The sequence below is a fragment of the Zobellella denitrificans genome (genome assembly GCF_002407485.1).
GTDB lineage: Bacteria > Pseudomonadota > Gammaproteobacteria > Enterobacterales > Aeromonadaceae > Oceanimonas > Oceanimonas denitrificans.
Genome location: NZ_CP012621.1, coordinates 1,178,304 through 1,202,076 on the forward strand (window position 1 = coordinate 1,178,304; position 23,773 = coordinate 1,202,076).

Sequence of the window (23,773 nt, forward strand, 5' to 3'; positions counted from 1 at the left end):
GGAGTTTATCCATCCATGAATAAAAGCATAGTGGCCGGGGTACTGGCCCTGGCGCTGGCGGGCTGTGCCAGCCAGCAGCCGGATCAGCCCTTTACCCTGACCGTGGCCCACATCAACGACACCCATTCCCACTTCGATCCCAGCGATGCGCGGCTGGAACTCGACAACCGGGCCCTGTTCACCCGCCTGGGCGGCCATCCCCGCCTGCTCAGTTTCGCCAACGGACTCAAGGAGCAGGCCGCCGCCGCCGATCAGCCCATCCTCTTCCTGCACGGCGGCGATGCCTGGCAGGGCACCGGCTACTTCAAGCTCAACCAGGGCGCCATGAACGCCGACGTGCTGAGCCGGATGCAGCTCGATGCCATGGCGCTCGGCAACCACGAGTTCGATCTCGACAACGAGCGCCTGGCCGCCTTTATCGGCAGCGTCGAGTTCCCGGTGCTGGCCGCCAACCTGGACGCCAGCCGGGATCCGCACCTGGCCGAGGCGGGCAACCTCAAGCCCTATGTGCTCTACGCCTTCGACGGCAACAAGAAGCGCCGGGTCGAGACCCTGAAGGACGCCGGTCGCCGGCCGGTGGTGGCGGTGATGGGCGTGGTGCTGGAGGACATGGCCGACATCGCCCCCAACGTGGGCGAACTGCGGTTCGAGCAGGAAGTGCAGGGCGCCCAGCGCACCGTGCGCCACCTGCGCGAGATGGGGGTGAAGAACATCATCGCCATCACCCACCTGGGGCTGGAGCGGGATCAGCGCCTGGCAAAAGAGGTGAACGGCATCGATCTGATCGTGGGCGGCCATTCCCACAGCCTGCTCGGCGACTTCCGCAACCTGGGTTGGGAGCAAAATGAGCCCTATGCCCAGGTGTTCACCAACCAGGACGGCCGTGGCAAGACCTGCGTGGTGCAGGCCGGCCAGTATGCCCAGGCCATGGGCCGGGTGGACCTGACCCTGACCCCCGACGGCCGGCTGCTGCGCTGCGAGGGCGGCAATACCCTGCTGTCCGACAACGCCTTCTTCCGCGATATCCGCCGCGCCGAGCAGCACCGCCTGTCCGGACAGGACGCCGAGCGGGTCGCCGCCTATATCGAGGCCCAGCCCAATATCGCCCTGGTGGAGGAAGATCCGGCCCTGCGCGCCCATATCGACGAGAACTACAAGCCGGCCCTGGACCGGGCCTATGGCCGGGTGATCGGCCATGTGCCCGCCGCGCTCAGGCACGTGCGGTTGCCGGTAAATGGCGAGGGTTCCGAAGTGGCTCCCCTGGTGGCGGCCAGCCAGCTGTACTGGGCCAATACCCCCGCGGTGCAGGCGGTGACCGGCCGGCGCGCCGACATCGCCCTGGTCGGCGCCGGCGGCGTGCGCACCAGCCTGGAGCCCGGCGAGCTGAAGGAAGGCCACGTCACCCTGGAACTGCTGCCCTTCGCCAACGCCATGAGCATCGTTTCCCTCACCGGCCGCCAGGTGGCGGGCCTGCTGCTGGAGACCATCAACGCCTCCCTGCCCGAGGGCGCCCACACCGGCAAGTTCCCCTATGTGGCGGGCCTGCGTTACCAGTTTGACGAAACCGGCAGGGACAGGGGCTTTCTCAGCCGTATCGAGGTCCGGCGCGACGGCCAGTGGCAGCGGCTTGACCCCGAAGCCAGCTACCAGGTGGTGATGACCAGCTACAACGCCTCCGGCAACGACGGCTGGAACACCCTGTTCGCGACCCAGCAGGTGCTGACCGACCGGCTGGATCTGGCCTTTGTCAACGGCAAGCTTGCCGCCTTCCCGGTGGCCCGCCTGAGCAAGACCGACGGCGGCCGGGTGCAGGTGCACTACATCAACCAGCCGCTGGACTGCAAGGCCCAGGGCGTGCGCTGCAACACCGACGCCCAGGCCTTTGTCGACTACGTGCGCAGCCAGCGACCGGTACTGACCGCCCTGCCGGAGTCGGGTATTACCCTTAACCGGCTCTGACCGAGACTGGGACTGGGAACCGGGAACCGGGGATTGTCCGGTTCCCGGTTCCGGTCTTCAATCCCCAATCCCCAATCCCCAATCCCCAATCCCCAATCCCCATTTCATTCCGGGGCTCGCCGGCCCCGTCCCTTCTGGCGTATTATCTAGCCCTGTTTTTTCTCCTCGAGTGCGTGGCTGTCTATGCGTCGTTCCGCTAGTGCCGGTGTGGGTGTGACCGGCTGGTTGCTTTGTCTGCTGTTATGGTGGGGCCTGCCTGCCCAGGCCCAGGCCCAGGCCCAGGCTCAGGCCGAGGTGCAGGCTCAGGCCGGGGTTCTCGACCAGGATCCCAACACGGCCGCCTTGCTGCTGACTCGGCAACTGCCCGAGTTGCGCACGGCCCTGGCCCAGGGGCGCGAACAACTGGAAACCCAGGTCGCGGCCATCGACGATGCGCCGGCCCAGGCCTGGCTGAACGGAGAACTGGCGACCCGGGCCGGACAGCAGCTGGAAAACGAGGCGCTGTCCGAGCCGGAGCGCCAGCTCTGGCAGCAGGTGCTGGATGTTGAGAAAGCCGCCACGGCCCGGCTCAAGGGCGCGCTGGAGCGGGTCGAGCTGGCCCGCGGTTTCGATGAGCGCCTGGGCCAGGCCCGCCAGCAGCTGGACGAATTCGGTCGCCTGCTCACCGAGTTTGACCAGCAGGAGGTTTCCCTCACCCGCATCGAGAGCGACATCGGCGAGTACCAGGTTCGCCACAACCGGCTGCTGAGCGAGCTGGAGCAGAAACAGCAGGCCCAGGCCCGGCTCGAAGAGCAGTTACGTGGCCAGCAGCAGAGCCTGGAGGAGATCCGGCGTCAGCCGGTGGAGGAGATAGCGGTGCCGGCGGCCGGGGAAGAGCAACCGGGCCTGGCCGAGGCGGTGGAGCAACTGCAACTGGCGGCCCGGCGGCAGCAGGAAGCCCGGTTGCTGGCCGCCGAACTCGATGCCAGGACCATACCGGTGCGGCTGGAACTGCTGCGGCTGGAGATCCAGGCCCTGGGCCTGGCGGAGCAGTTGCTCGGGCTGCACCTGCAGGTGCTGGAAGCGGAGTTCAACCAGCGCTCATCCGCCGAGCTGCGGGCGCTCAGCGTGGAGCTGCACCAGTTGACCGAGCGTGAGCCGGAGGCCGCCAGCCGGTTCTCCGCCGAGTTGACGGCGCTGCGCGGCAACATCGACGCCGTGGCGGCGGCCTATGAGCAGCTGCGGGTACTGCAGGCGCGACGGGACGACTACGGCCAGCGGGAAACCCGCCTGGCCCAGACCCTGGGCAGCATTCGGGAGCGGCTCGAGATCGGCGGCCTGACCGAGGCCCTGGGCGTCCAGTTCCTGGATGAGAAGCGCCGGCTCAACGAATACAAGGAATCCCGCTTTTCCCTGCGGGAACTGGAGCGGGAGCTGGCCCAGTCCCGGCTGCGCAGCATTTCCCTGCGTGACCAGCTCCGCGAGCTGGAGGCCCAGCCGCCCCTGCTGACCGAGGACCCGGCCCGGAGCGAGTTGAACCGGATCAAGTTCCAGATCCTGAGCCTGCAACTGCAGGCGGAAGAGCAGCTCAGTGAGCAGCTGCGCCAGAACGAGGTGCGGCTGCGGGAGGTGAACCGGCTGGTGACGGAGCTGGATCAGGTGCTGGGCGAGAGCCTGCTGTGGTGGCCCAGCCATTCGGTGATCGATCTGGACTGGCTGAAGCGCCTGCCCGACGCCACCCTGAGCCTGCTCACCCCGGGCAACTGGCGTTCGCTGGTGGCCGTGCTCTGGTTGGTGGTGACGGCCAATCCCCTGGGGACCGTGCTGGTGGTGGCGCTGGCGGCCCTGCTCGCCTGGTGGGGGCGCAACAGCCGGGCGCAGCTCGGGCAGATTGCGGAGCAGTGCTCCCACCGTTACACCGACAACATCAACCTGACCTTCAAGGCCATCGGCTGGAGCCTGCTGCGGGTGCTGCCGGTGCCGGTGTTGCTGCTGGCCGCGTCCCTGCAACCGGCGGGGCTGTCCGAATCGGATCCGGCGGTGGACGTGCTGGCCGTGACCCTGCGCAATATCGCCCTCTGGTGGCTGGTCGGCCACCTGTTCCTGTCCTTCACCCGCAAGGGCGGGCTGGGCCCGGTGCACTTCGACTGGCATCCCCTGCTGATGTCCCGGCTGCGCATCGTGCTGTCCTGGTTCCTGCCGCTGCAACTGCTGTTCATCCTGTTGCTGTCCCTGAGCTTCGCCCACCCGGACGAAGGCGTTTACGACGTGTTCGGGCGTATCAACCTGCTGCTGAGCACCCTGGTGAACGGCCTGGCCACCTGGCAGCTGCTGGCACCGCCTCCCCGCCATCAAACGGGCTTTATCAGCGAGCACAAGCGGCGCCTGCTGCGTGTCGGCATGAGCCTGCTGTTCGCGGTGATGGGCGTGCTGATCCTGAGCGGTTACCTGCTCACCGTGGCCGAACTGCTGCCCCGCTTTATCGACAGCCTGGTGGTGCTGGCGCTGGTGTGGCTGGCCTACAGCCTGGCGGCCCGGGCCCTGATCCTGAGCGAGGTGCACCTGCTGATCCGCCGCCGGCGCGAGCAGAAGGCGAGGGAAGCGGAAGAGGAGAAAACACCGGCCGAAGGCGGTGTCGAACTGCCCGATCCCCACCTCAGCCTGGAACACATCAACCAGCAGACCCGTACCCTGCTGCGCACCGCCACCGCTACCGGACTGGTGGTGGCGCTGCTCTGGGTCTGGGCCGACGTGCTGCCGGCCCTGACCTGGCTCGATGGCATAACGCTCTGGTCCCGCACCATCACGGTGGGGGAGGCGGAGGTACTGAGCGCGGTCAGCCTGCAGGACTTCCTGCTGGCCTTCTTTCTCGGCGGCGTCTACCTGCTGGCCTCCCGTAACCTGCCCGGCCTGGTGGAGATACTGCTGGCCCGCAGCAGCCTGATGGACGCGGCCCACAGCTACACCGTCACCACCCTGCTGCGCTACGCCCTGGCGGTGATGGCGGTGATCACCGTGTTCTCCCTGCTCGGCCTGCGCTGGAGCGAGCTGCAGTGGATGGTGGCGGCCCTGACCCTGGGCCTGGGCTTCGGCCTGCAGGAGGTGGTGGCCAACTTCGTGTCGGGCATCATCATGCTGTTCGAGCGTCCGGTACGGGTGGGGGACACCATCACCATCGGCGAATACAGCGGCACGGTGGCGCGCATCCGCACCCGTGCCACCACCATCATCGACTGGGACAACAGGGAAATCGTGGTGCCCAACAAGGCCTTTATCACCGAGCGGCTGATCAACTGGACCCTGTCCGACAACGTGACCCGCATCGTGATCAAGGTGGGGGTGAGCTACAACGCCGACGTGGACAAGGCCAAGGCGCTGCTGGAGCAGATAGCGGTGGCCCACCCCCTGACCCTGGAGGAGCCGGCGCCCGCGGTGTTCTTCACCCTGTTCGGGGCCAGTACCCTGGATTTCGAGCTGCGCGTCTACGTGGACAAGATGAAGGATCGCATGGTCACCACCAGCGAGCTGCACTTCGCTATCCTCAAGGCCTTCCGCGAAGCCGGCATCGAGATCGCCTTTCCGCAGCTGGATCTGCATGTGCGCAACCTGCCCCGTGGTGGCGGCAGCGACAAGGAGGCACCGGCACAGCCGGCCTGAGGCCGGCTGCTCAGGGCTGTATGGGCACTTCGGTGGTGTATTTCATGTTGTCGAGCAACAGGTAGCTTTCCGCCGAGGCGACGTTGGGCATGCTCAGTATCTGCTCGCTCAGGAAGTCGGAATAGACCTCCAGGCTGGGGGCGACGATTTTCAGCATCACATCCTTGTCGCCGGCGATGGCCCAGCACTCGGTGACCAGATCATAGTGCTGTATCTGCCGCTTGAAGGTCTCCTTGGCTTCCCGGCTGACGTCGCGCACCTTGATGATCACCACCGCATGCACGCTGATCCCCAGTTTGCGGTGATCCAGCAGCGCCACATAGTGGTGGATAAAGCCTTCCTGCTCCAGCCGTTTGACCCGGCGGTGGCATTGGGAGGGGGAGAGGTTGACCCGCTCCGAGAGCTGGGCGTTGGAGAAGGTGGCGTCCTGTTGCAGCAGGCGCAGAATGTTCAGATCGAATTTGTCGAGGGCGTTCATCGGGCCAATATCCTTATCATGCCGCGCCCCGGGTGGCGCCGCCCGGGCAGTGTATCCCAAAGGGCCCGGCCCGTCATGGTGGCCGGGCCCTTTGTTGCCAGGGGTGATCAGAAGGCCCTGGTCCAGGTCAGGTAGAGCCGGTTCACGTCCTTGCGTTCCAGCATGGCCGGCCCCACCGGGTGGGCTGTGCGGGTGACCTGGTCCAGCTCACCTTGGGATCTGTGGTAGCTGTTGAGCCAGCTCAGGCTAAGCCCCTCCAGGGCGCCGGAGAAACGGTAGCTGAGCATATTGGTCAGCTCGGCGCGCCGAAAGCCGGTGTAGCCCCGCGCCTGGTCCGAATACCAGACGCCGCCGTTCCAGCTCAGTCCGGGCAGGCCCAGAGCTGTGAAGTCGGCGCTGCCGAGCAGGCTGAGCGCGGCCTCGTCCTCCAGCCCGTACCAGATCCAGGCGTACTGGCTGCTGGTGTCCCACAGGCGGAACTCGTTGGCTACCAGGTTATGGTTCCAGTCGTCACCGGTGACCCTGGAGTAGTTCAGGGTCAGGCCGTAGTCGGGCCAGCGGTAGCCGGCGCTCAGCTCGTAATAGCGGGCATCCAGCGGGCCGGCTTCCGCCAGGGCATAGTCCTCGCCATTGATGGTGCCCAGAGCGACGCCGTTCAGCTCATAGAGGTCGCCATTGTCCTGCATGGTGCCGTAGGTCGCCTTCAGCAGCAGGGCATGACGGTTTTCCAGCGGGTGCAGATAACTGATCCTGGCCTTGCGCTCCTTGATATAGCTTTCGGACTCGGCTTCCGCCAGCTCCAGCTTGAGGCCATGGCCGAAGTCGTAGCCGCCGCCGTAGTAGCGCAGGGCATCGACCCTGGCACCGCTGTAGGTGCGAAGTGACTCGCCCCAGTTGTCGGCGTCGCGCTGGCTCATCTTGTACAGCTCGGTGTAATACAGCTGCAGGGCGCCGATGTCCGCGGCAAGATCGAAACCGACCGAGGTGGCGGGCTGAATGCGGGAGAGGCTGTCCTGGTAGATGGCGGACTTGCGGGCTTTTTTGCCGGCGCCGGCGTGCAGGCTGAAGCCCTCGCCTGGGTAGCGGGTGCTGATATAGGCGGTCTGGGTGCCGAACAGGGTATCGGGCTTAAAGCCGTTGGCGGCGGTGGCGCCCGGCAGGTTGGTGACGTTATTGGCCCGGGAGCCGATGTGCAGGTCCTCTACCCCTGCCAGGCCGTATTCAAACTGGATCCAGTCGCCGAGAAAGCCGCTCTTGTAGTCCACGAACAGGGCGTGCACCCATTCATCCCGCTCGGCGCCCCAGATGCGCTGGTCGATGGCATCGGCGGATTCATTGAAGTAGACGTTTTTGTAGGTCAGGGTCAGCTCGTCACCCTCGGTGAACAGGGTGGCCCGGGCCTGGCCGGACACCAGCAGGGCGAGCAGGGAAACGGAAAAGGCGGCGGGTGGTGACAGTCTCATTTGCATATAAAAAATCCGTTTATTACCAACAGGTTGTTTTCAAATAAAAAGGACGAAAAAAACCGGCCGGAATCTGCCATGGGCGGTTTCGGCATTGTCTTCATCCTTGAAGTAGCGTTTTGATTGACGAAATCTAAGATGATGGCGGTGGTGTCTGCTCCATCGGGTGAAAAAGGAGGAGCCATGGCACCCATGGCCCCTGTTGTCGTTATTGACGCTTGCCGTAGTCCAGCACCAGGGCGGTCATGGCGCTTACCCCTATGGGCAGGGCCCCTTCGTCCGGGTTGAATTTGGGCGAATGGTTGGGATAGGCCAGGGGCTGACCTGCCGGTGTGGTGCCCAGGAAGAAATACATGCTGGGCACTTCGCCGGCGAAATAGGCGAAGTCCTCGGACGCCATGCTGCGGCTGGCCTCCTTGAACTGGTCGCCGGCCAGCCGCTGCAGGGTCGGCGCCATGGCCTTGACCAGCTCACTGTCGTTGATGGTGGCCGGATAGCCCTTGTTGATCACCACTTCTGCGCTGGCACCCGCGCTTTCGGCAATGCTCACCGCGGTGCGTTCCAGGCGCTGGTGGATCTCCTCCCGGGTGGCGTTGTCGAAGGTACGGATGGTGCCTTCCAGTTCCACGGTATCGGGAATGATGTTGCCGCGCACACCACCGTTGATGGCCCCGACGGAGATGACCGAGGGGGTTTTGGTCGCATCCAACTGGCGGGCCGGTATGGTCTGCAGGCCCAACACCACCTGACTGGCGGTGACGATGGGATCGACGCCGTTCCAGGGCATGCCGCCATGGGTCTGCTTGCCCTGGATGGTGATCCTGAACTGATCCGAAGACGCCAGTTGGCCCTGGGTCCGTACCGAAATCTCACCCAAGGGGCTGGTCATCACGTGCAGGCCGAACATGGCTTCGGGCTTGAGATCGGCGAAGATCCCTTCCTTCAACATCAGCTCGGCGCCGCCTTCCTCGCCGGCGGGCGCCCCTTCTTCCGCGGGCTGGAACACAAAGATCACGGTGCCGGCCAGCTCGTCCCGCATTTCCGCCAGCACCTGGGCGGTGCCCATCAGTATGGCCACGTGCATATCGTGGCCGCAGGCGTGGAATACCCCCACTTCTTCCCCGTTGTACTGGGTACGCACGGTGGAGGCGAAGGGCAGCCCGGTTTCCTCGGTAACCGGCAGGGCATCCATGTCGGCGCGCAGCGCCACCACCGGGCCGGGCTTGCCGCCCTTGAGGATGCCCACCACCCCGGTGTGGGCGATGCCGGTGCGCACCTCCATCCCGAGGGACTGGAGGTGATCCGCCACCAGGCCGGCGGTGCGGAATTCCCGGTTGCCCAACTCCGGATGCTGGTGGATGTCTCGCCGCCAGGACACCACCTGGGGCGTGAGCTGCTCTATGCGCTGCTGCACGCCGGCGGGCAGGGTGTCATGGCTGTCCGCCAGGCCCGGCAGGGGCAGGGCGAGCAGGCCGGCCAGGGCCAGCGCCAGGGGGGCGCGCTTCAATGACGGAATTCCTTTCATGGTGATCTCCTTGAGTGTAAAAATAGGTGGTCAGGCCACCTTGCGCAGGCGGGCGCGCTTCTTGCCGCCCCGGGTCAGGCTGAACAGATCCCGGGGATCGTCCAGATTGGGCACCAGCTCGATAAAACGGCCGATGCCGTCGCTTTCCGCCAGGTCGAACAGCAGGCGCAGGGCGGAATAGTCCTCCAGGGCAAAGCCGACCGAGTCGAAAATGGTGATTTCCCCGGCATTGGCGCGGCCCGAGCGGTGCTCGGCGATCAACCGCCACATCTCGGTCACCGGGTGATCCGGGGCCAGTTGCTGGATGTCGCCCTCGATGCGGGTCTGGGGCTCGAACTCCACAAAGATGCGGCCCTGGCGCAGGATATCGGCATGGATTTCGGTCTTGCCCGGGCAGTCGCCGCCCACGGCGTTGATGTGCATGCCGGGGCCGACCATGTCCGGGGTGAGGATGGTGGCCAGCCGCTTGTCGGCGGTGACGGTGGTGACGATGTCGGCGCCCTCGCAGGCGTCCCTGGCCGAGTGGCAATGCACCAGGCGCAGGCCCTCGACTCCGGACAGGTTGTCGATGAACTTGGCGGTGGCGGTGGGATCCACGTCGAAGCAGCGCACTTCCTCTATGCCCAGCACCTTGTGGAAGGCCAGGGCCTGGAACTCGCTCTGGGAGCCGTTGCCGATCAGCGCCATCACCCGGGAATCGGGCCGAGCCATGTATTTGGCGGCCATCACCGAGGTGGCGGCGGTGCGGATGGCGGTGGTCAGGGTCAGCTCCGAGAGCAGCACCGGGTAGCCGGTGGCCACGTCGGCCAGCACCCCGAAGGCCATGACGGTGGGCAGGTTGTAGTCGAGATTGTCCGGGTGGCCGTTGACGTACTTGAACGCGTACTGGTGCTGGTCGGACACCGGCATCAGCTCGATCACGCCGATGTCGCTGTGGCTGGCCAGCCGGGCGGATTTTTCGAAGTCGTTCCAGCGGCGGTAGTCCTGCTCCAGGTACTCCACCATCTTTTCGATCAGGGTTTCCACCCCGGTCTGGCCGATATAGTCACTCAGGCTGGCAACATCTATAAAGCGGGTCATGATTTCTTACCTACATCTGGTCATTAAGGAACTCGGAATTTCAGAGCCGTTACGTTTAGCGATCGTCGGACAAAGTGCACTACCCCGCCGGCGGGGATCACCATCAGGCGATCCTGCTGCCAGGAACAGGTAACAGGGATTGCCTCCACCGACCGTCACCTGCCAGGGATGGCAGGTGCGAGCCTACAGGGATGTACTTGCGGCGTGTCGGTGGAGGTGGCCCTGTTACCTGTTTTCGCCTAAGACAAACCCACCTCGCCCAAGCCGTAAACAGACTCTCTGTTTGTTTCAGCGGGCGATAAAGCCCTGTTGCCACAGGGCATCGCTCAGGGTGCCGCAGTGGTCTTCAATCGCCTGCGCTCCCTGCAGGCAAAGCTCGTCGTCCAGGGGCGCGCCCACCAGCTGCACCCCCACCGGCACGCCCTGGTGCAGGCCGGTGGGCACGGCGGCGGCGGGCAGGCCGAGGGCATTGATCATCAGCAGGAAGCGCTGGGCGCGCAGCAAACGGGGGATCTCGCCCGGCTGGCGCAAATCCAGGTCATTGGGGAACGCCGGCTCTGCCGACACCGGCATCAGCACCAGGTCGTAGCGCTCCAGCAACTGGCTCCAGGCGCGGCGGATGCGGTTGCGCTCCATCAGATCGCGCAGGGTGCCGGCCAGGGTCGGCTCGCCGAAGAAATCCTTGTAGGCGTTGACGGTACGCACCACACCGGCGGAGCCGTGGCGTTCCAGCTCGTCCCGCTGCAGCGCCTCCACCTCCGCCAGGGTAATGCGGCCCCAGATCTCGGAGGCCAGCAGGGCATCGGGCAGGGTGACTTCCTCCACCCGGTGGCCGGCGGCCTGCAGTGCCGCCCTGGCTTCGGCCATGGCGGCCAGCACGGGGGCACAGACGCCCTCGCCGAAGGGATCGGCCTGGTAGGCGATGCGAAGGGCGCCGCCCTTGCCCCGGCCGCTGTCCCTGGCCGGCGACCAGTCGGCGTCGAAGGCGCTGTAGCGAGCCATGGACGCCAGCCCCAGGCGCACGTCCGCCACCGAGCGGGCCAGCGGGCCCTGTACCGACAACAGCTGGGAAATGGGCGGCCGGCCGCCGGCGGCGCTGGGGTTGCCGTTGGCAATGCGGCCAAATGAAGGCCTTATGGTGGCCACGCCGCAGCAGTAGGCCGGGTGGCGCAGGGAGCCGCCCATGTCGTTGCCGTGGGCGATACAGCCGATGCCTGCCGCCACCGCCGCCGCTGCCGCGCCGGAGGAGCCGCCGGGGGTGATATCGGGATCCCATGGGTTGAGCGAGACCCCGTGCAGCGGGTTGGAGGTGAACCAGCGGATGCTGAACTCGGGAGTGTTGGTCAGGCCGAGGACGATGGCGCCGTCCTGCCTGAGGTTGGCGAGCACCGGGGCGTCCTCGCCGGCGATGTTGTCCTGGTAGGCCGGCACGCCGTCGGAATTGGCCTGTCCGGCCAGATCCATGTTGATCTTGGTGGTCACCGGCACCCCGAACAGGGGCGGCAGTTCGTCCAGTTGCTTGCGCCGGCGATCCAGCTCCCGCGCCCGGGCCAGACTCTGCTCGTGCAGGGGCACCACCACGGCGTTGAGCAGCGGGTTGACCTCGTCGAGCCGGGCCAGGTGGCTTTGCACCACTTCCTCGCAGCTCACTTCGCCGGCCTTGATGCGTTGGGCGGTGTCGGCGGCGCTCCATTTCCAGATAGCCATGTGGGGCTCCTTCTTGTGCAATTTGGTAGACCGAGGCCCGGTATGGGACTCGTGCGTGATATCGGTTATTTTCTGACGGAGTCGGCGGCGGCCTTCAGCTCCGCCCGCCCGGCCAGGGGGCGGGCGTCTTCCCGCGCCACTTGCGCCAGGAAGCGGCGTCGCTCGTCGCGGATGACGGACGACAGCATGACCAGGCCGATGATGTTGGGGATGCAGATCAGCACCACCAGGGTGTCCATCAGGTTGACGATGAGATCCAGCTGTACCATGGCGCCGGCCACCGTCAGCATCAGGAAGGTGCCGAGATAGAGGCCCTTCACCAGCCGGCCATTGCCGAACAGCATGCCGCTGGCCTTGAGGCCGTAGTAGCAGGCCACCAGAATGGTGGAGAAGGCGAACAGGAACAGGCACACCGCCAGCACCACCGGGAACCAGGGCAGCACCGTCGCATAGGCGCTGGAGGTCAGTGCCACCCCGTTCAGGCCTTCCTGGGTGTAGGTGCCGGTCACCACTATGACCAGGGCGGTCATGGTGCAGATGATGACGGTGTCGATAAAGGGCTCCAGCAGCGCCACATAGCCCTCCGCCGCCGGGTAGCGGGTCTTGGCGGTGGCGTGGGCGATGGCGGCGGTGCCCATGCCGGCCTCGCTGGAGATCATGGCGCGGATAAAGCCCTGGGTGATGGCACCCCAGATGCCACCGGAGACGCTGTCGAGGCTGAAGGCGGCCTCGATGATGGTGCCGAAGGCGGCGGGAACGCGATCGTAGTTCACCGCCAGCACCACCAGGGACGCGGATACATAGATGATGGCCATCACCGGCACCAGCTTTTCGGTGGTGCGGGCGATGCTCTGCATGCCGCCGGCAACGATAATGCCGACCATCAGCGCGATGGCCAGGCCGAACAGCCAGCCGTTGCTGCCGATAAAGCCCTGTTCGCCGCCGGTGACGCTGACCACCTGGGCGTAGACCTGGTTGACCTGGTACATGTTGGTGGACACGAACGAAGCCAGCATGATGGCCAGGGCGATAAAGCCGGCGAGGAACAGGCCGAGTCTGGGCAAGCCCTTGTCGGCGAAGCCCTGGCGGATATAGTGCATGGGTCCGCCGGACACGGTGCCATCCGCATGAACGGTGCGGTATTTCACCCCCAGGGTGCATTCGGCGAACTTGGTGGCCATGCCCAGAAAGCCTGCCACTATCATCCAGAACACGGCGCCCGGGCCGCCGATGGCGATGGCGATGGCCACGCCGGAGATGTTGCCAAGCCCCACCGTGACCGACAACGCCGAGGTCAGTGCCTGGAAGTGGGTGACCTCACCCGGCGCCCTGGGATCATTGAAGTCGCCGCGCACCAGCCGCCAGGCCAGCCTGAGCGAACGGAACTGAAGAAATTTGAAGCGGATGGTGCAGAACAGGGCGCCGCCAATCAGCCACAGTACGATGACCGGAATGGACGACTCGCCCAAGGGGATGCTGTAAAACACGACCCCCATCAACTGGTAGACCAGGCCGGTCACGGCGGTGCCCAGTTCCTCCGTGGCGGCCTGGGCCATGGCGGGCAGCAGCAGTAGTGGCAAGGCCCTCAAGATTACAGCTTTCATCTCATTCTCCCTAAAAATGCCGCTGTTCAGCAATGGCCGCGGCGTGCTCCCTACCCTCGTCCCATTAGAAAAACGTGACGTTCTGGTGAAAAAATAATAACAAAGCGCCCCTGCTGAAATTTCGCGTTAAGGAGGGAGTTCGGCACGGATTGTGGGAACGGGTTGCGTAGAGAGGGAGGAGGATGAAATAAATTTGCATGGACCATGCTGTTGGTAACAACTCCACGGCCCAACCTCTCTAACATGGCTGCTCCAAAGGGACAACGAGATAAGGGGGGAGGCGACTGTTACCGGAGAGGCTCAGCCCGCCGGCTGTACCGGCGGGCCGCAGCGCCGGTAGGGGCTGGCGGCGGCCACCGCCCGCAGGTTGGCGCCCAGGCTGACGTTGCCCGGATCCTCCACTTCCAGCCGGCCGGCTTGCTCGCCGGCATTGAAGCGGAAATGCAGGGCGTAGGTGTCGGCCACCTGGGGCGACAGCCAGATCTCTATGCCCTCGTAGCGGGCGCCGCCGGCGCAGCTCAGGCAGACGTCCACCGGCTCCACCTTGCCGCGTTTATTGCCCACCACTATGTAGAGGCCGCCGTCATCCAGGCTGACCAGGGGGCGGGCCTGGCAGTCGCCGCCCGGGCCGTAGCTGCCATAGAGCCCGGGCGAGAGCACGCCGGGGGCGAGAGGGATGGCCAGGGCCGGCAGCGCCGGCCAGAGCAGGGCCAGCAACAGGGTTGGTTTCATGGCGCTCACCTCGGGGAAAAACACCCTTGAAGTATAGTCCGGGCCCGTCACCGTTCGTCGCTAAGAGGCGGGCCGGCGAAACCGGGCCCGTGGCCGCCTCCGGATAAGCTCGACTTCGATTTACGACTGCTTTAACCTGCACTCCCGCCCATGCGGGCTGTTAAACCGGGAATCATTATCTAAGCTCTAATGAGTCCCTTGCTAGCTGGAGTAGCACCATGTTGCCGGATATGTCGTTTCTTCGGGGGATCTTCGTTCGCTCCCTCGCCTGTTTCTGCCTGTTGGTGGTGCTGGTTGGCGGAGCCCGGGCGGCCGACACCCTGCCATCGCCCGAAGGCACCGTGGTGCTCAGCGTGACCGGCAGGATAGGGGTGACCAATGCCGAGGGGCGGGCCGACTTCGACCTGGCCATGCTCGGGCAACTGCCCCAGCACGAGTTCAATACCCTCACCCCCTGGACCACCCAGGTACACCGCTACCGCGGGGTCCTGCTGCGGGATCTGCTGGACCGGGTGGGGGCCGAGGGCGAGCGGGTCAGGGCCACGGCCCTGAATCAGTATCATGCGGATCTGCCCCCCGGGGTGGCTTCGGACTATCCGCTGCTGCTGGCGACCCACAGGGACGGGGAGCCGATGAGGGTGCGGGACAAGGGACCGATATGGATACTTCTGCCCCTGTCCGACCATCCCGAGCTCAATCTCAAGCAGCACCATGAAATGATGGTCTGGCAGCTCAGAACCCTGGATATCCGCTGATCGTGAACAAACTCAAGCTGCTGCTGCTGACCGCCATCGCCCTGTTGTTCGGCCTCAGCTCCATCTACAGCTACACCCGGGATCTGGACGTGGTGCAGTATGTATCGGGCACCATCAAGGGCATCGGCTGGGCCAGCTCCGAGCTTGAGACCGAAGCGCTGAAGTTCGACCATGCCCTGAGCGAACTGGTGGCCGGCACCAACGACGAGGCCAACCTGCAACTGCGCTTCGAGCTGTTGTGGAGCCGGATCGAGGTGCTGCTGACGGGAGAAGAGAGCCAGCCGCTGCGGGAGCAACCCGGGGTGCTCCCGGTGTTGCAGGCGTTCCGGGAGCAGCTGGAGCTGTGGGAGACGCGGGTGTACGCTCTGACCGCCGGTGATCGGGCCGGCATCCTCGCCCTGCAGCAGGAGCTGGCGCCCTACCGGGAACTGGCGCGGGAGGTCAATGTCGACAGTTTCTCCGGCGCCAACGTCTGGCAACAGCTCAACATCATCCAGGATATCCGTACCCGCTCCCTGCTGTATCTGGCCGGCCTGCTCATCAGCGGCGGCCTGATGCTGTGGCTGCTGGTGCGGGAAAACCGGCGCAACCGCGAGCTGGCCTACCACGACATGCTGACCGGCCTGCCCAACCGCATGTATTTTTACCAGCTGATGGGGGAGGCACTGGCGGCCGCCCACAAGGAGCAACGGCCGCTGGCGCTGCACATGGTGGATCTGAACGGCTTCAAGGCCATCAACGACAGCCTGGGCCACGAGGTGGGGGATCGGCTGCTGCGGGTGATCGCCTCCCGCCTGCGCCAGGCCATTGGCGACCAGGGGGTGGTGGCCCGGCTCGGCGGCGACGAGTTCGTGGTGATCCAGCGCCGCCAGGCCGACGCCACCGGGGCGGAGCAGATGGCGTTGGCGCTGTGGCAGTCACTGTCGCGGGAAGTGCGGCTCAACGACGGCTGCCTGTCGCCCATGGCCTGCATCGGCACCAGCCTGTACCCGGTTCACGGCGCCACCCTGCCGGAGCTGATGAGCCACGCGGACACCGCCATGTACTACGCCAAGAACAACAGCAAGGCTGCGGTGCGGCTGTTCGAGCCGGACATGGACGAGCGGCGCTTGCGTCGCCAGAAGCTGGCGGTGGCGCTGCAGGCCGCCCTGGAGAAGGACGAACTGAGCCTGCACTACCAGCCGATCTTTCACCTGGAAAGCGGCCGTATCGAATCCCTCGAGGTGCTGTTGCGCTGGCAGTCGCCGGAGTTCGGCCAGGTCAGCCCGCTGGAGCTGATCGCCGTGGCCGAGCACCATGGCCTGGCCTTCCGGCTCAACGACTGGGTGCTGCACCGGGCCTGCCGCCAGTTGCGCCAGTGGCAGTCGGCGGGCTTCGGCTGGCTCAAGGTGAACGTCAATGTCAGCCCCAATATCTTTGTCCGGGGCCAACTGGCGGCCACGGTGGCGGACAGCCTGCGCGAGACCGGGGTAAAGGCGGAGAGCCTGGTGCTGGAGATCACCGAGGATACCAGCCTGTGGGACACGGCCGGCTCCCTCGACACCCTGCGCGAGCTGCGCCGGCTCGGGGTGGAGATCGCCCTCGACGACTTCGGCACCGGCTATTCCTCCTTCAGCCACCTGCGCCAGCTGCCGGTGAACAAACTCAAGATCGACAAGTCCTTCGTGGCCGATCTGTCGACAGACCAGCGCGCCTTCAACCTGGTCAAGACCATCGTCACCCTGGCCCACAGCCTGGACATGGCGGTGACCGCCGAAGGCATAGAGCAGCCCGAGCAGCAACGACTGTTGCAGCAACTGGGCTGCCAGCTGGGGCAGGGCTATCTGCTGGCCCGGCCCATGCAGGCCGACGCGGTGACCGACTGGCTGCCGCGGGACGGCCAGTCCCACTCCCAGCCCGCCTAAGGGGGCCCGCCGGCCTTCGCCCTCCTCGGTACTGTCCTCATGCGGGCGGGCCGCCCGCCCCAAGGCTCCATTTCAGTGGACCTTTCCACCACCGGCGTCGCGGTCAGTTGTAGGGTCCACTTCAGTGGACCAATCCACCTCCGGCGCCGCAGTCAGTTGTAGGGTCCACTTCAGTGGACCTTTTCACCAACGGCGCCGCGGTCAGTTGTAGGGTCCACTTCAGTGGACCTTTTCCCCACCGGTGCTGTGGTTCGGTCGACTAAAGTCGACCCTACGGCTCACCCCTCACCCCTCACTCCTCACTCCTCACTCCTCACCACAATACGACCTTGGTCGAAATGTGCGCAACTTCCCCTTTTGTTATTTTTGTCGACAATTTATGTTTCATCTTGCTAATAACCTGCTATTTTTTAGTTATGTAAAACTGAAATGTCGACAACATCATGTCCGTACTCAGTGAAGATCTGACTCCCCGCCTGGTGGAAGCCGTGATCAGCGGCGAACTGACCCCCGGCACCAAGCTGTCCGAGCCCGAGCTGGCCCGCCGTTACGCGGTGGGGCGGGGTTCGGTGCGCGAGGCCCTGTTGCGGCTGGAAGGGCTCGGCCTGGTGGAGCGGCTGCCGCGCCAGGGCGCCCGGGTGGTGCAACTCACCGCCGAGGGGCTGATCGAGCTGTTCGCGGTGCGCGAGGCGCTCGAGGGCATGGCCTGCCGCCTGGCCGCCGCCGCCATCAGCCGGGAAGAGGCCGAGTCCCTCACCCGGCTGCTGGACGAGCACCAGAAATTTGTCGACAGCCAGGAAGTCTACCTGCGCCAGCAGGGGGAGGAGGACTTCCACTACCTGCTGTTCAAGGCCAGCCACAACCAGATGCTGGTCGGCCTGTTGTGCGATGAGCTGTACCAGCTGCTGCGCATGTACCGCCATCGTCTTTCTTACCGTCACTCCGACCCCCGGCTCGCCCTGCGGGAGCATCGCCAGATCCTGGACGCCGTGCTCCAGGGCGACGGCGAGCTGGCCGAGCTGTTGATGCGTCGCCACGTGGCCCGCAGCCGCAACCATTTGCTGGCCCAATTCCAGGAGGAAATGCAATGAAGCAGAGTTTGTTCGACGCCATGGCGTCATCCCGGCCCCTGGCCATCGTCGGCGCCGTCAACGCCTACAGCGCCATGCAGGCGGAGCAGGCCGGGCACCGGGCCCTGTACCTGTCGGGGGCCGGCGTGGCCAATGCCTCCTTCGGCCTGCCGGATCTGGGCATCACCAGCCTCAACGACGTGCTGGAGGACGCCCGCCGCATCACCGCCGCCAGCCCCCTGCCGCTGCTGGTGGACGTGGACACCGGCTTCGGCGGCGCCTTCAACATCGCCCGTACCGTGAAGGAGATGGAGCGGGCCGGGGTGGCCGCCATCCATATCGAGGATCAGGTGGCGCAGAAGCGCTGCGGCCACCGGCCCAACAAGGCCATCGTGTCCCGGGCGGAGATGGTGGACCGCGTCAAGGCGGCGGTGGACGCCCGCACCGACAGCCGCTTCGCCATCATGGCCCGCACCGACGCCCTGGCGGTGGAGGGCATGGACAGCGCCGTGGAGCGGGCCCTGGCCTGCGTGGAGGCGGGCGCCGACCTGCTCTTCCCCGAGGCGATGGAGAGCCTGGAGCAGTACCGCGCCTTCTGCGACGCCGTGGGCGTGCCGGTGCTGGCCAACATCACCGAGTTCGGCAAGACCCCCCTGTTCAGCCAGCAGGAGCTGGCCGGCGCCGGGGTGGCCATGGTGCTTTATCCGCTGTCGGCCTTCCGCGCCATGAGCCGGGCCGCCGAGACCGTTTACCGCCACATCCTGCAGGACGGTCACCAGCGCGAGGCGGTGGCACTGATGCAGCCCCGGGAAGAGCTGTACCGGACCCTGGGCTACCACGACTATGAAGCCAAACTGGATGCACTGTTCGCACAAGGAGGAAACCATGACTAACACCGAAGGACTGCGCGGCCAGAGCGCCGGCCAGACTGCCCTCTGTACCGTGGGCAAGACCGGCTCCGGCCTGACCTACCGGGGCTTTGATATCGAGGATCTGGCCGCCAAGGCCCAGTTCGAGGAAGTGGCCTTCCTGCTGCTCAAGGGCTACCTGCCCAACACCGGCGAGCTTTCCGCCTTCAAGGCCCGGCTGCGCGCCAACCGGGGCCTGCCGGCGGCGCTGCGCACCGTGCTCGAGCAGATCCCCGCCTCGGCCCACCCCATGGACGTGCTGCGCACCGGCTGCTCCCTGCTCGGCAACCTGGAAACCGAACACAAGTTCAGCGAGCAGCAGGAGGCGGCGGAGCGGTTGCTGGCGCTCTTGCCCTCGATGATCTGCTACTGGTACCGCTACGCCCACGACGGTGTGCGCATCGACACCGCCCTGGACGACGACAGCATCGGCGGCCACTTCCTGCACATGCTGCGCGGCAATACCCCGCCGGAGCTGGACGTGAAGGTGATGCACTGCTCGCTGATTTTGTATGCCGAGCACGAGTTCAACGCCTCCACCTTCGCCGCCCGGGTGTGCGCCTCCACCCTCACCGACCTGCACTCGGCGGTGACCGCCGCCATCGGCACCCTGCGCGGCCCCCTGCACGGCGGCGCCAACGAGGCGGCCATGGCGATGATCGAGCAGTGGACCGGCCCGGACGAGGCCGAACGCGAGCTGCTGGCCATGCTGGCGCGCAAGGACAAGGTGATGGGCTTCGGCCACGCCGTGTACAAGGAAAAGGACCCGCGCAACGCCATCATCAAGCCCTGGGCCAAGCAACTGGGCCAGGCGGTGGGCGACCGGGTGCTTTATCCGGTATCCGAGCGGGTGGAGGAGGTGATGTGGCGGGAGAAAAAGCTGTTCGCCAACGCCGACTTCTACCACGCCAGCGCTTACCACTTTATGGGCATTCCCACCAAGCTGTTCACCCCCATCTTCGTGCTGAGCAGGGTCACCGGCTGGACCGCCCACATCATGGAGCAGCGCGCCCATAACCGCATTATCCGCCCCAGCGCCGACTACGTGGGCCCGGGCCACCAACAGTGGGTGCCGATAGCGCAGCGCTGAAGCTGGAAGCTGGACGTGGAGTGTCATCCCCGCGAAGGCGGGGATCCAGGGCCCTGAAAAGCACACCCAGGCTCCGGTGCAAGGCCAGGCGGGCGGGCCGCCCGCGCCCCAGCCGGCCGTAGGGTCGACTTCAGTCGACCGATGGATTCATGGGCCAAAGCTGGCCGTAGGGTCGACTTCAGTCGACCACCCATTGACGGAACAATCATTCAGACCAACCAAGGAACACCAAGATGAGCGCCAATTTCGACCTGAACCAAAGACCCGATCCCGATCAGCTGCTGGTCACCATCGCCGACTATGTGGCCAACACCGAGATCGACTCCGCCGAGGCCTACGACACCGCCCGCAACTGCCTGATCGACACCCTGGGTTGTGGCCTGCTGGCACTGCGTTTTCCCGAGTGCACCAAGCACCTGGGGCCAATCGTACCCGGCACTACGGTGCAACACGGCGCCCGGGTGCCCGGCACCTCCCACGAGCTGGATCCGGTGACCGCCGCCTTCAACATCGGCTGCATCATCCGCTGGCTCGACTTCAACGACACCTGGCTCGCCGCCGAGTGGGGCCATCCCTCCGACAACCTGGGCGGCATCCTGGCCACCGCCGACTACCTGAGCCGGGTGGCGGTATCCCAGGGCAAGGCGCCGCTCACCATGAGGGACGTGCTCACCGCCATGATCAAGGCCCACGAGATCCAGGGTGTGCTGGCGCTGGAAAACAGCTTCAACCGGGTGGGGCTGGATCACGTGCTGCTGGTGCGGGTGGCCTCCACCGCCGTGGTCACCAAAATGCTCGGCGGCAGCCGGGAGCAGATCATCGACGCCCTGTCCCAGGCCTGGGTGGATGGCTGCTCGCTGCGCACCTACCGCCATGCCCCCAACGCCGGCTCGCGCAAGTCCTGGGCGGCGGGGGACGCCACCGCCCGGGCGGTACGCCTGGCCATGATCACCATGAAGGGGGAGATGGGTCTGCCCTCGGTGCTGACCGCACCCAAATGGGGCTATTACGACGTGCTGTTCAAGGGTGAAAGCTTCAAGGTCAAGCAGCCCTTCGCCAGCTACGTGATGGAAAACGTGCTGTTCAAGATCAGCTTTCCCGCCGAGTTCCACGCCCAGACCGCGGTGGAGTGCGCGGTGCGCCTGCACGACCAGGTGAAGGACCGCATCGGTGACATCGACCGCATCGTGGTGACCACCCACGAGTCCGCCATCCGCATCATCTCCAAGGTGGGGGATCTGGCCAACCCGGCGGACCGGGATCACTGCCTGCAGTACATGATTGCCGTGCCCCTGCTGTACGGCGACCTGGTGGCCGAGCACTACGAGGACGACTTCCACCGGGGCGATAGCCGGATCGACGCCCTGCGCGACAAGATGGAGATAGTGGAAGACCTCCGCTACAGCGCCGAGTACCTGGAGGCCGACAAGCGCGCCATCGCCAACGCCATCCAGGTGTTCTTCAAGGACGGCACCAGCACCGACAAGGTGGAGGTGGAATACCCCATCGGCCACCGCCGCCGCCGGGCCGAGGGCATACCGGTGCTGGAGCGCAAGTTCCTGCGCAACCTGCAGACCCGTTTCCCCCAGGGCCGCTGCCGGCAGATAGTGGATCTCTGCCTGGATCAGCAACGGTTGGAGGCCACCCCGGTACAGGAGTTTATGGCGCTGTTTGTGATCAACTAGGAAGGAGTGGTTGACCTACGGGATCCGCCGGGTGTGTTGTAGGGGCCTCTTCAGTGGACCTGCCACCCACGGCGCCGGCTTTGGTCGACTGAAGTCGACCCTACCCAGCCGTCGGGCCCATTGCAATGGGCCCTTGGGGCGCGGCCCGCCCGCATGAAAGCGGCAAGACTCGGCCCCGAATACGAAACAACCATCCACCGCCGGTCCAGGGGAGGGGCCGGCGCCACCTTGCTTACAGGAGGACATCGATGTCTACCTACCGGCACTACCACGACGCGGCGCGACAGCAACCGGAACGGTTCTGGCGCGAGCAGGCGGAAAAGCTCGACTGGTTCCGCTTTCCCCAGACCATACTGGCCAAGGACGGCAACGGCATCGACCGCTGGTTCGTCGACGGCGAACTCAATCTCTGCCATATGGCGCTCGATCATCATATCGAGGCCGGGCGCGGCGGCGACACCGCCCTCATCTACGACTCGCCGGTCACCGGCCAGAAGGCCCGTTACAGCTATCTTTCATTGCGCAACGAGGTGGCCAAGGTCGCCGGCATGCTGGCCGGGCTGGGGGTGGGCAAGGGCGATCGGGTGGTCATCTACATGCCGATGATCCCCGAGGCCGCCATGGCCATGCTGGCCTGCGCCCGGCTGGGGGCGGTGCACTCGGTGGTGTTCGGCGGCTTCGCCGCCCACGAGCTGGCGGTGCGCATCGAGGACGCCGAGCCCAGGGTGCTGCTCACCGCCTCCTGCGGCATCGAGGTGAACAAGGTCATTCCCTACAAGCCCCTGGTCGACAAGGCGGTGATGGACAGCCGCTGGAAGCCGGAGCAGGTGGTGGTGCTGCAACGGCCCCAATGCGAGGCGGTGCTTGCCGAAGAGCGGGATTTGGACTGGCAGGCCCTGCTCGCCCGGGCCGAGCCGCACCCTTGCGTGCCCGTGCCCGCCACGGATCCGCTTTATATCCTCTACACCTCGGGCACCACCGGCAAGCCCAAGGGAGTGGTGCGCGACACCGGCGGCTACGCCGTGGCGCTTCACTTCAGCATGGCGGCGGTGTTTGACCTCAAGCCCGGCGAGGTGATGTTTACCGCCTCGGACGTGGGCTGGGTGGTGGGCCATTCCTATATCGTCTATGGCCCCTTGATCAGGGGGTGCACCAGCATTCTCTACGAGGGCAAGCCGGTGAAAACCCCGGATCCGGGCGCCTTCTGGCGGCTGTGCGACGAATACGGGGTGAGCGTGCTGTTCTCGGCGCCCACCGCCTTTCGCGCCATCAAGAAGGAAGATCCCGCTGGCGAGGGTGTGCGGCGTTACCCCATGGCAAGGCTGCGCCATATCTACATGGCCGGCGAGCGGCTGGATCCGCCCACCCTGGAGTGGGTGATGACGCATACCGGCCGGCCGGTGACCGACAACTGGTGGCAGACCGAAACCGGCTGGCCCATCGCCGCCAACCCCATCGGCCTGGAGCCCCATGCCATCAAACCGGGCTCCGCCACCCTGCCGGTGCCGGGCTTCAATGTCGAGGTGCTGGACGAGGCGGGCCAGCCGGTGCCGGCCAACACCCAGGGCTTTATCGCCCTGCGCGAGCCCCTGCCGCCCGGCTGCCTGACCACCATCTGGCGCAACCACGACCGCTACCGCGCGGGCTATCTCAGCACCTTTCCCGGCTACTATGTGTCCGGCGACGGCGGTTACCTGGACGAAGACGGCTACCTGTTCGTGATGGGGCGGGTGGACGACGTTATCAACGTGGCCGGCCACCGGCTCTCCACCGGCGAGATGGAAGAGGTGCTGGCCGGCCACCCGGCGGTGGCGGAATGCGCCGTGGTGGGGGTGCAGGACGAGCTCAAGGGCCAGCAGCCCCTGGGGCTGGTGGTGCTCAAGGACGGGGTGAATACTCCGCCCGGGCAAATCGTCGAGGAGCTGATCGCCCTGGTGCGTGAGCGCATCGGTCCGCTGGCCTGCTTCAAGACCGCCCTGGTGGTCGGCCGCCTGCCCAAGACCCGCTCCGGCAAGATACTGCGCCGGATCATACGCCAGATGGCCGACGGCGAACCCTGGGCCCTGCCTTCCACCATAGAGGATCCCGCCAGCCTGGAGGATATCGCCCGGGTATTGCAGGAACGTGGATAAAGCACTGATTAGTCTGTTACTTTTCTGGTTTTCCCGTGCGAGCTG

At 65.7% G+C, this 23,773-nt stretch carries 16 protein-coding genes; 9 read left to right on the forward strand and 7 right to left on the reverse strand.

Annotated elements, in window-relative coordinates; genetic code table 11:
• The first annotated feature begins 15 nt into the window (after positions 1-15).
• Together AN401_RS05695 and AN401_RS05700 are read left to right on the forward strand one after the other, a co-directional pair.
• Positions 16-1,959 carry a bifunctional metallophosphatase/5'-nucleotidase gene (locus AN401_RS05695; RefSeq protein WP_096778750.1) on the forward strand — a complete coding sequence of 648 codons (1,944 nt, stop codon included), beginning with the start codon at positions 16-18 and terminating at the stop codon, positions 1,957-1,959.
• Between the two features lie 213 nt (positions 1,960-2,172).
• The gene (locus AN401_RS05700; protein ID WP_198401812.1) at positions 2,173-5,595 is read left to right on the forward strand and encodes a mechanosensitive ion channel domain-containing protein; all 3,423 of its coding nucleotides are present in this window, start codon (positions 2,173-2,175) and stop codon (positions 5,593-5,595) included.
• Positions 5,596-5,605: 10 nt separating this feature from the next.
• Here AN401_RS05700 and AN401_RS05705 read toward each other — a convergent pair whose 3' ends face one another.
• The 7 genes from AN401_RS05705 to AN401_RS05735 form a co-directional block, all read right to left on the reverse strand.
• Positions 5,606-6,073, reverse strand: a complete 468-nt coding sequence (locus AN401_RS05705; protein WP_096778752.1) for an Lrp/AsnC family transcriptional regulator — start codon at positions 6,071-6,073, stop codon at positions 5,606-5,608.
• 107 nt (positions 6,074-6,180) lie between these two features.
• A complete protein-coding gene (locus tag AN401_RS05710) occupies positions 6,181-7,542 on the reverse strand; it encodes an OprD family outer membrane porin (RefSeq protein WP_096778753.1) in 1,362 nt (453 codons plus the stop codon).
• A gap of 202 nt (positions 7,543-7,744) precedes the next feature.
• Positions 7,745-9,061: an amidohydrolase gene (locus AN401_RS05715; RefSeq protein WP_198401813.1), complete on the reverse strand. Its 1,317-nt coding sequence runs from the start codon at positions 9,059-9,061 to the stop codon at positions 7,745-7,747.
• A 30-nt stretch (positions 9,062-9,091) separates the two neighbouring features.
• Positions 9,092-10,141 carry an ornithine cyclodeaminase gene (locus AN401_RS05720; RefSeq protein WP_096778755.1) on the reverse strand — a complete coding sequence of 350 codons (1,050 nt, stop codon included), beginning with the start codon at positions 10,139-10,141 and terminating at the stop codon, positions 9,092-9,094.
• Positions 10,142-10,429: 288 nt separating this feature from the next.
• Positions 10,430-11,848: an amidase gene (locus AN401_RS05725; RefSeq protein WP_096778756.1), complete on the reverse strand. Its 1,419-nt coding sequence runs from the start codon at positions 11,846-11,848 to the stop codon at positions 10,430-10,432.
• Between the two features lie 65 nt (positions 11,849-11,913).
• Entirely contained in the window at positions 11,914-13,452 is a 1,539-nt protein-coding gene (locus tag AN401_RS05730) for an alanine/glycine:cation symporter family protein (protein ID WP_096778757.1), read from the reverse strand.
• Between the two features lie 300 nt (positions 13,453-13,752).
• On the reverse strand, positions 13,753-14,184 hold the full coding sequence (locus AN401_RS05735; protein WP_094040640.1) for a hypothetical protein: 432 nt from the start codon (positions 14,182-14,184) through the stop codon (positions 13,753-13,755).
• Between the two features lie 218 nt (positions 14,185-14,402).
• Here AN401_RS05735 and AN401_RS05740 point away from each other — a divergent pair, with 218 nt between their 5' ends.
• From AN401_RS05740 to AN401_RS05770, 7 genes are all read left to right on the forward strand, one after another.
• Complete coding sequence (locus tag AN401_RS05740) at positions 14,403-14,939, forward strand: molybdopterin-dependent oxidoreductase (protein WP_198401814.1); 537 nt, start codon at positions 14,403-14,405, stop codon at positions 14,937-14,939.
• A gap of 2 nt (positions 14,940-14,941) precedes the next feature.
• The gene (locus AN401_RS05745; protein WP_232513394.1) at positions 14,942-16,843 is read left to right on the forward strand and encodes a putative bifunctional diguanylate cyclase/phosphodiesterase; all 1,902 of its coding nucleotides are present in this window, start codon (positions 14,942-14,944) and stop codon (positions 16,841-16,843) included.
• 443 nt (positions 16,844-17,286) lie between these two features.
• Positions 17,287-17,934 (forward strand): GntR family transcriptional regulator, encoded by a 648-nt coding sequence (locus AN401_RS05750; protein WP_096778758.1) that lies wholly within the window; start codon positions 17,287-17,289, stop codon positions 17,932-17,934.
• The gene (gene prpB / locus AN401_RS05755; RefSeq protein ID WP_096778759.1) at positions 17,931-18,806 is read left to right on the forward strand and encodes a methylisocitrate lyase; all 876 of its coding nucleotides are present in this window, start codon (positions 17,931-17,933) and stop codon (positions 18,804-18,806) included. The genes AN401_RS05750 and prpB overlap by 4 nt, the downstream gene beginning before the upstream one ends.
• Positions 18,799-19,911: a bifunctional 2-methylcitrate synthase/citrate synthase gene (gene prpC / locus AN401_RS05760; RefSeq protein ID WP_096778760.1), complete on the forward strand. Its 1,113-nt coding sequence runs from the start codon at positions 18,799-18,801 to the stop codon at positions 19,909-19,911. The genes prpB and prpC overlap by 8 nt, the downstream gene beginning before the upstream one ends.
• A 233-nt stretch (positions 19,912-20,144) precedes the next feature.
• Entirely contained in the window at positions 20,145-21,596 is a 1,452-nt protein-coding gene (locus tag AN401_RS05765; RefSeq protein ID WP_096778761.1) for a bifunctional 2-methylcitrate dehydratase/aconitate hydratase, read from the forward strand.
• A 248-nt stretch (positions 21,597-21,844) separates the two neighbouring features.
• Positions 21,845-23,728: a propionyl-CoA synthetase gene (locus AN401_RS05770; protein WP_096778762.1), complete on the forward strand. Its 1,884-nt coding sequence runs from the start codon at positions 21,845-21,847 to the stop codon at positions 23,726-23,728.
• The last annotated feature ends 45 nt before the right edge of the window (positions 23,729-23,773 follow it).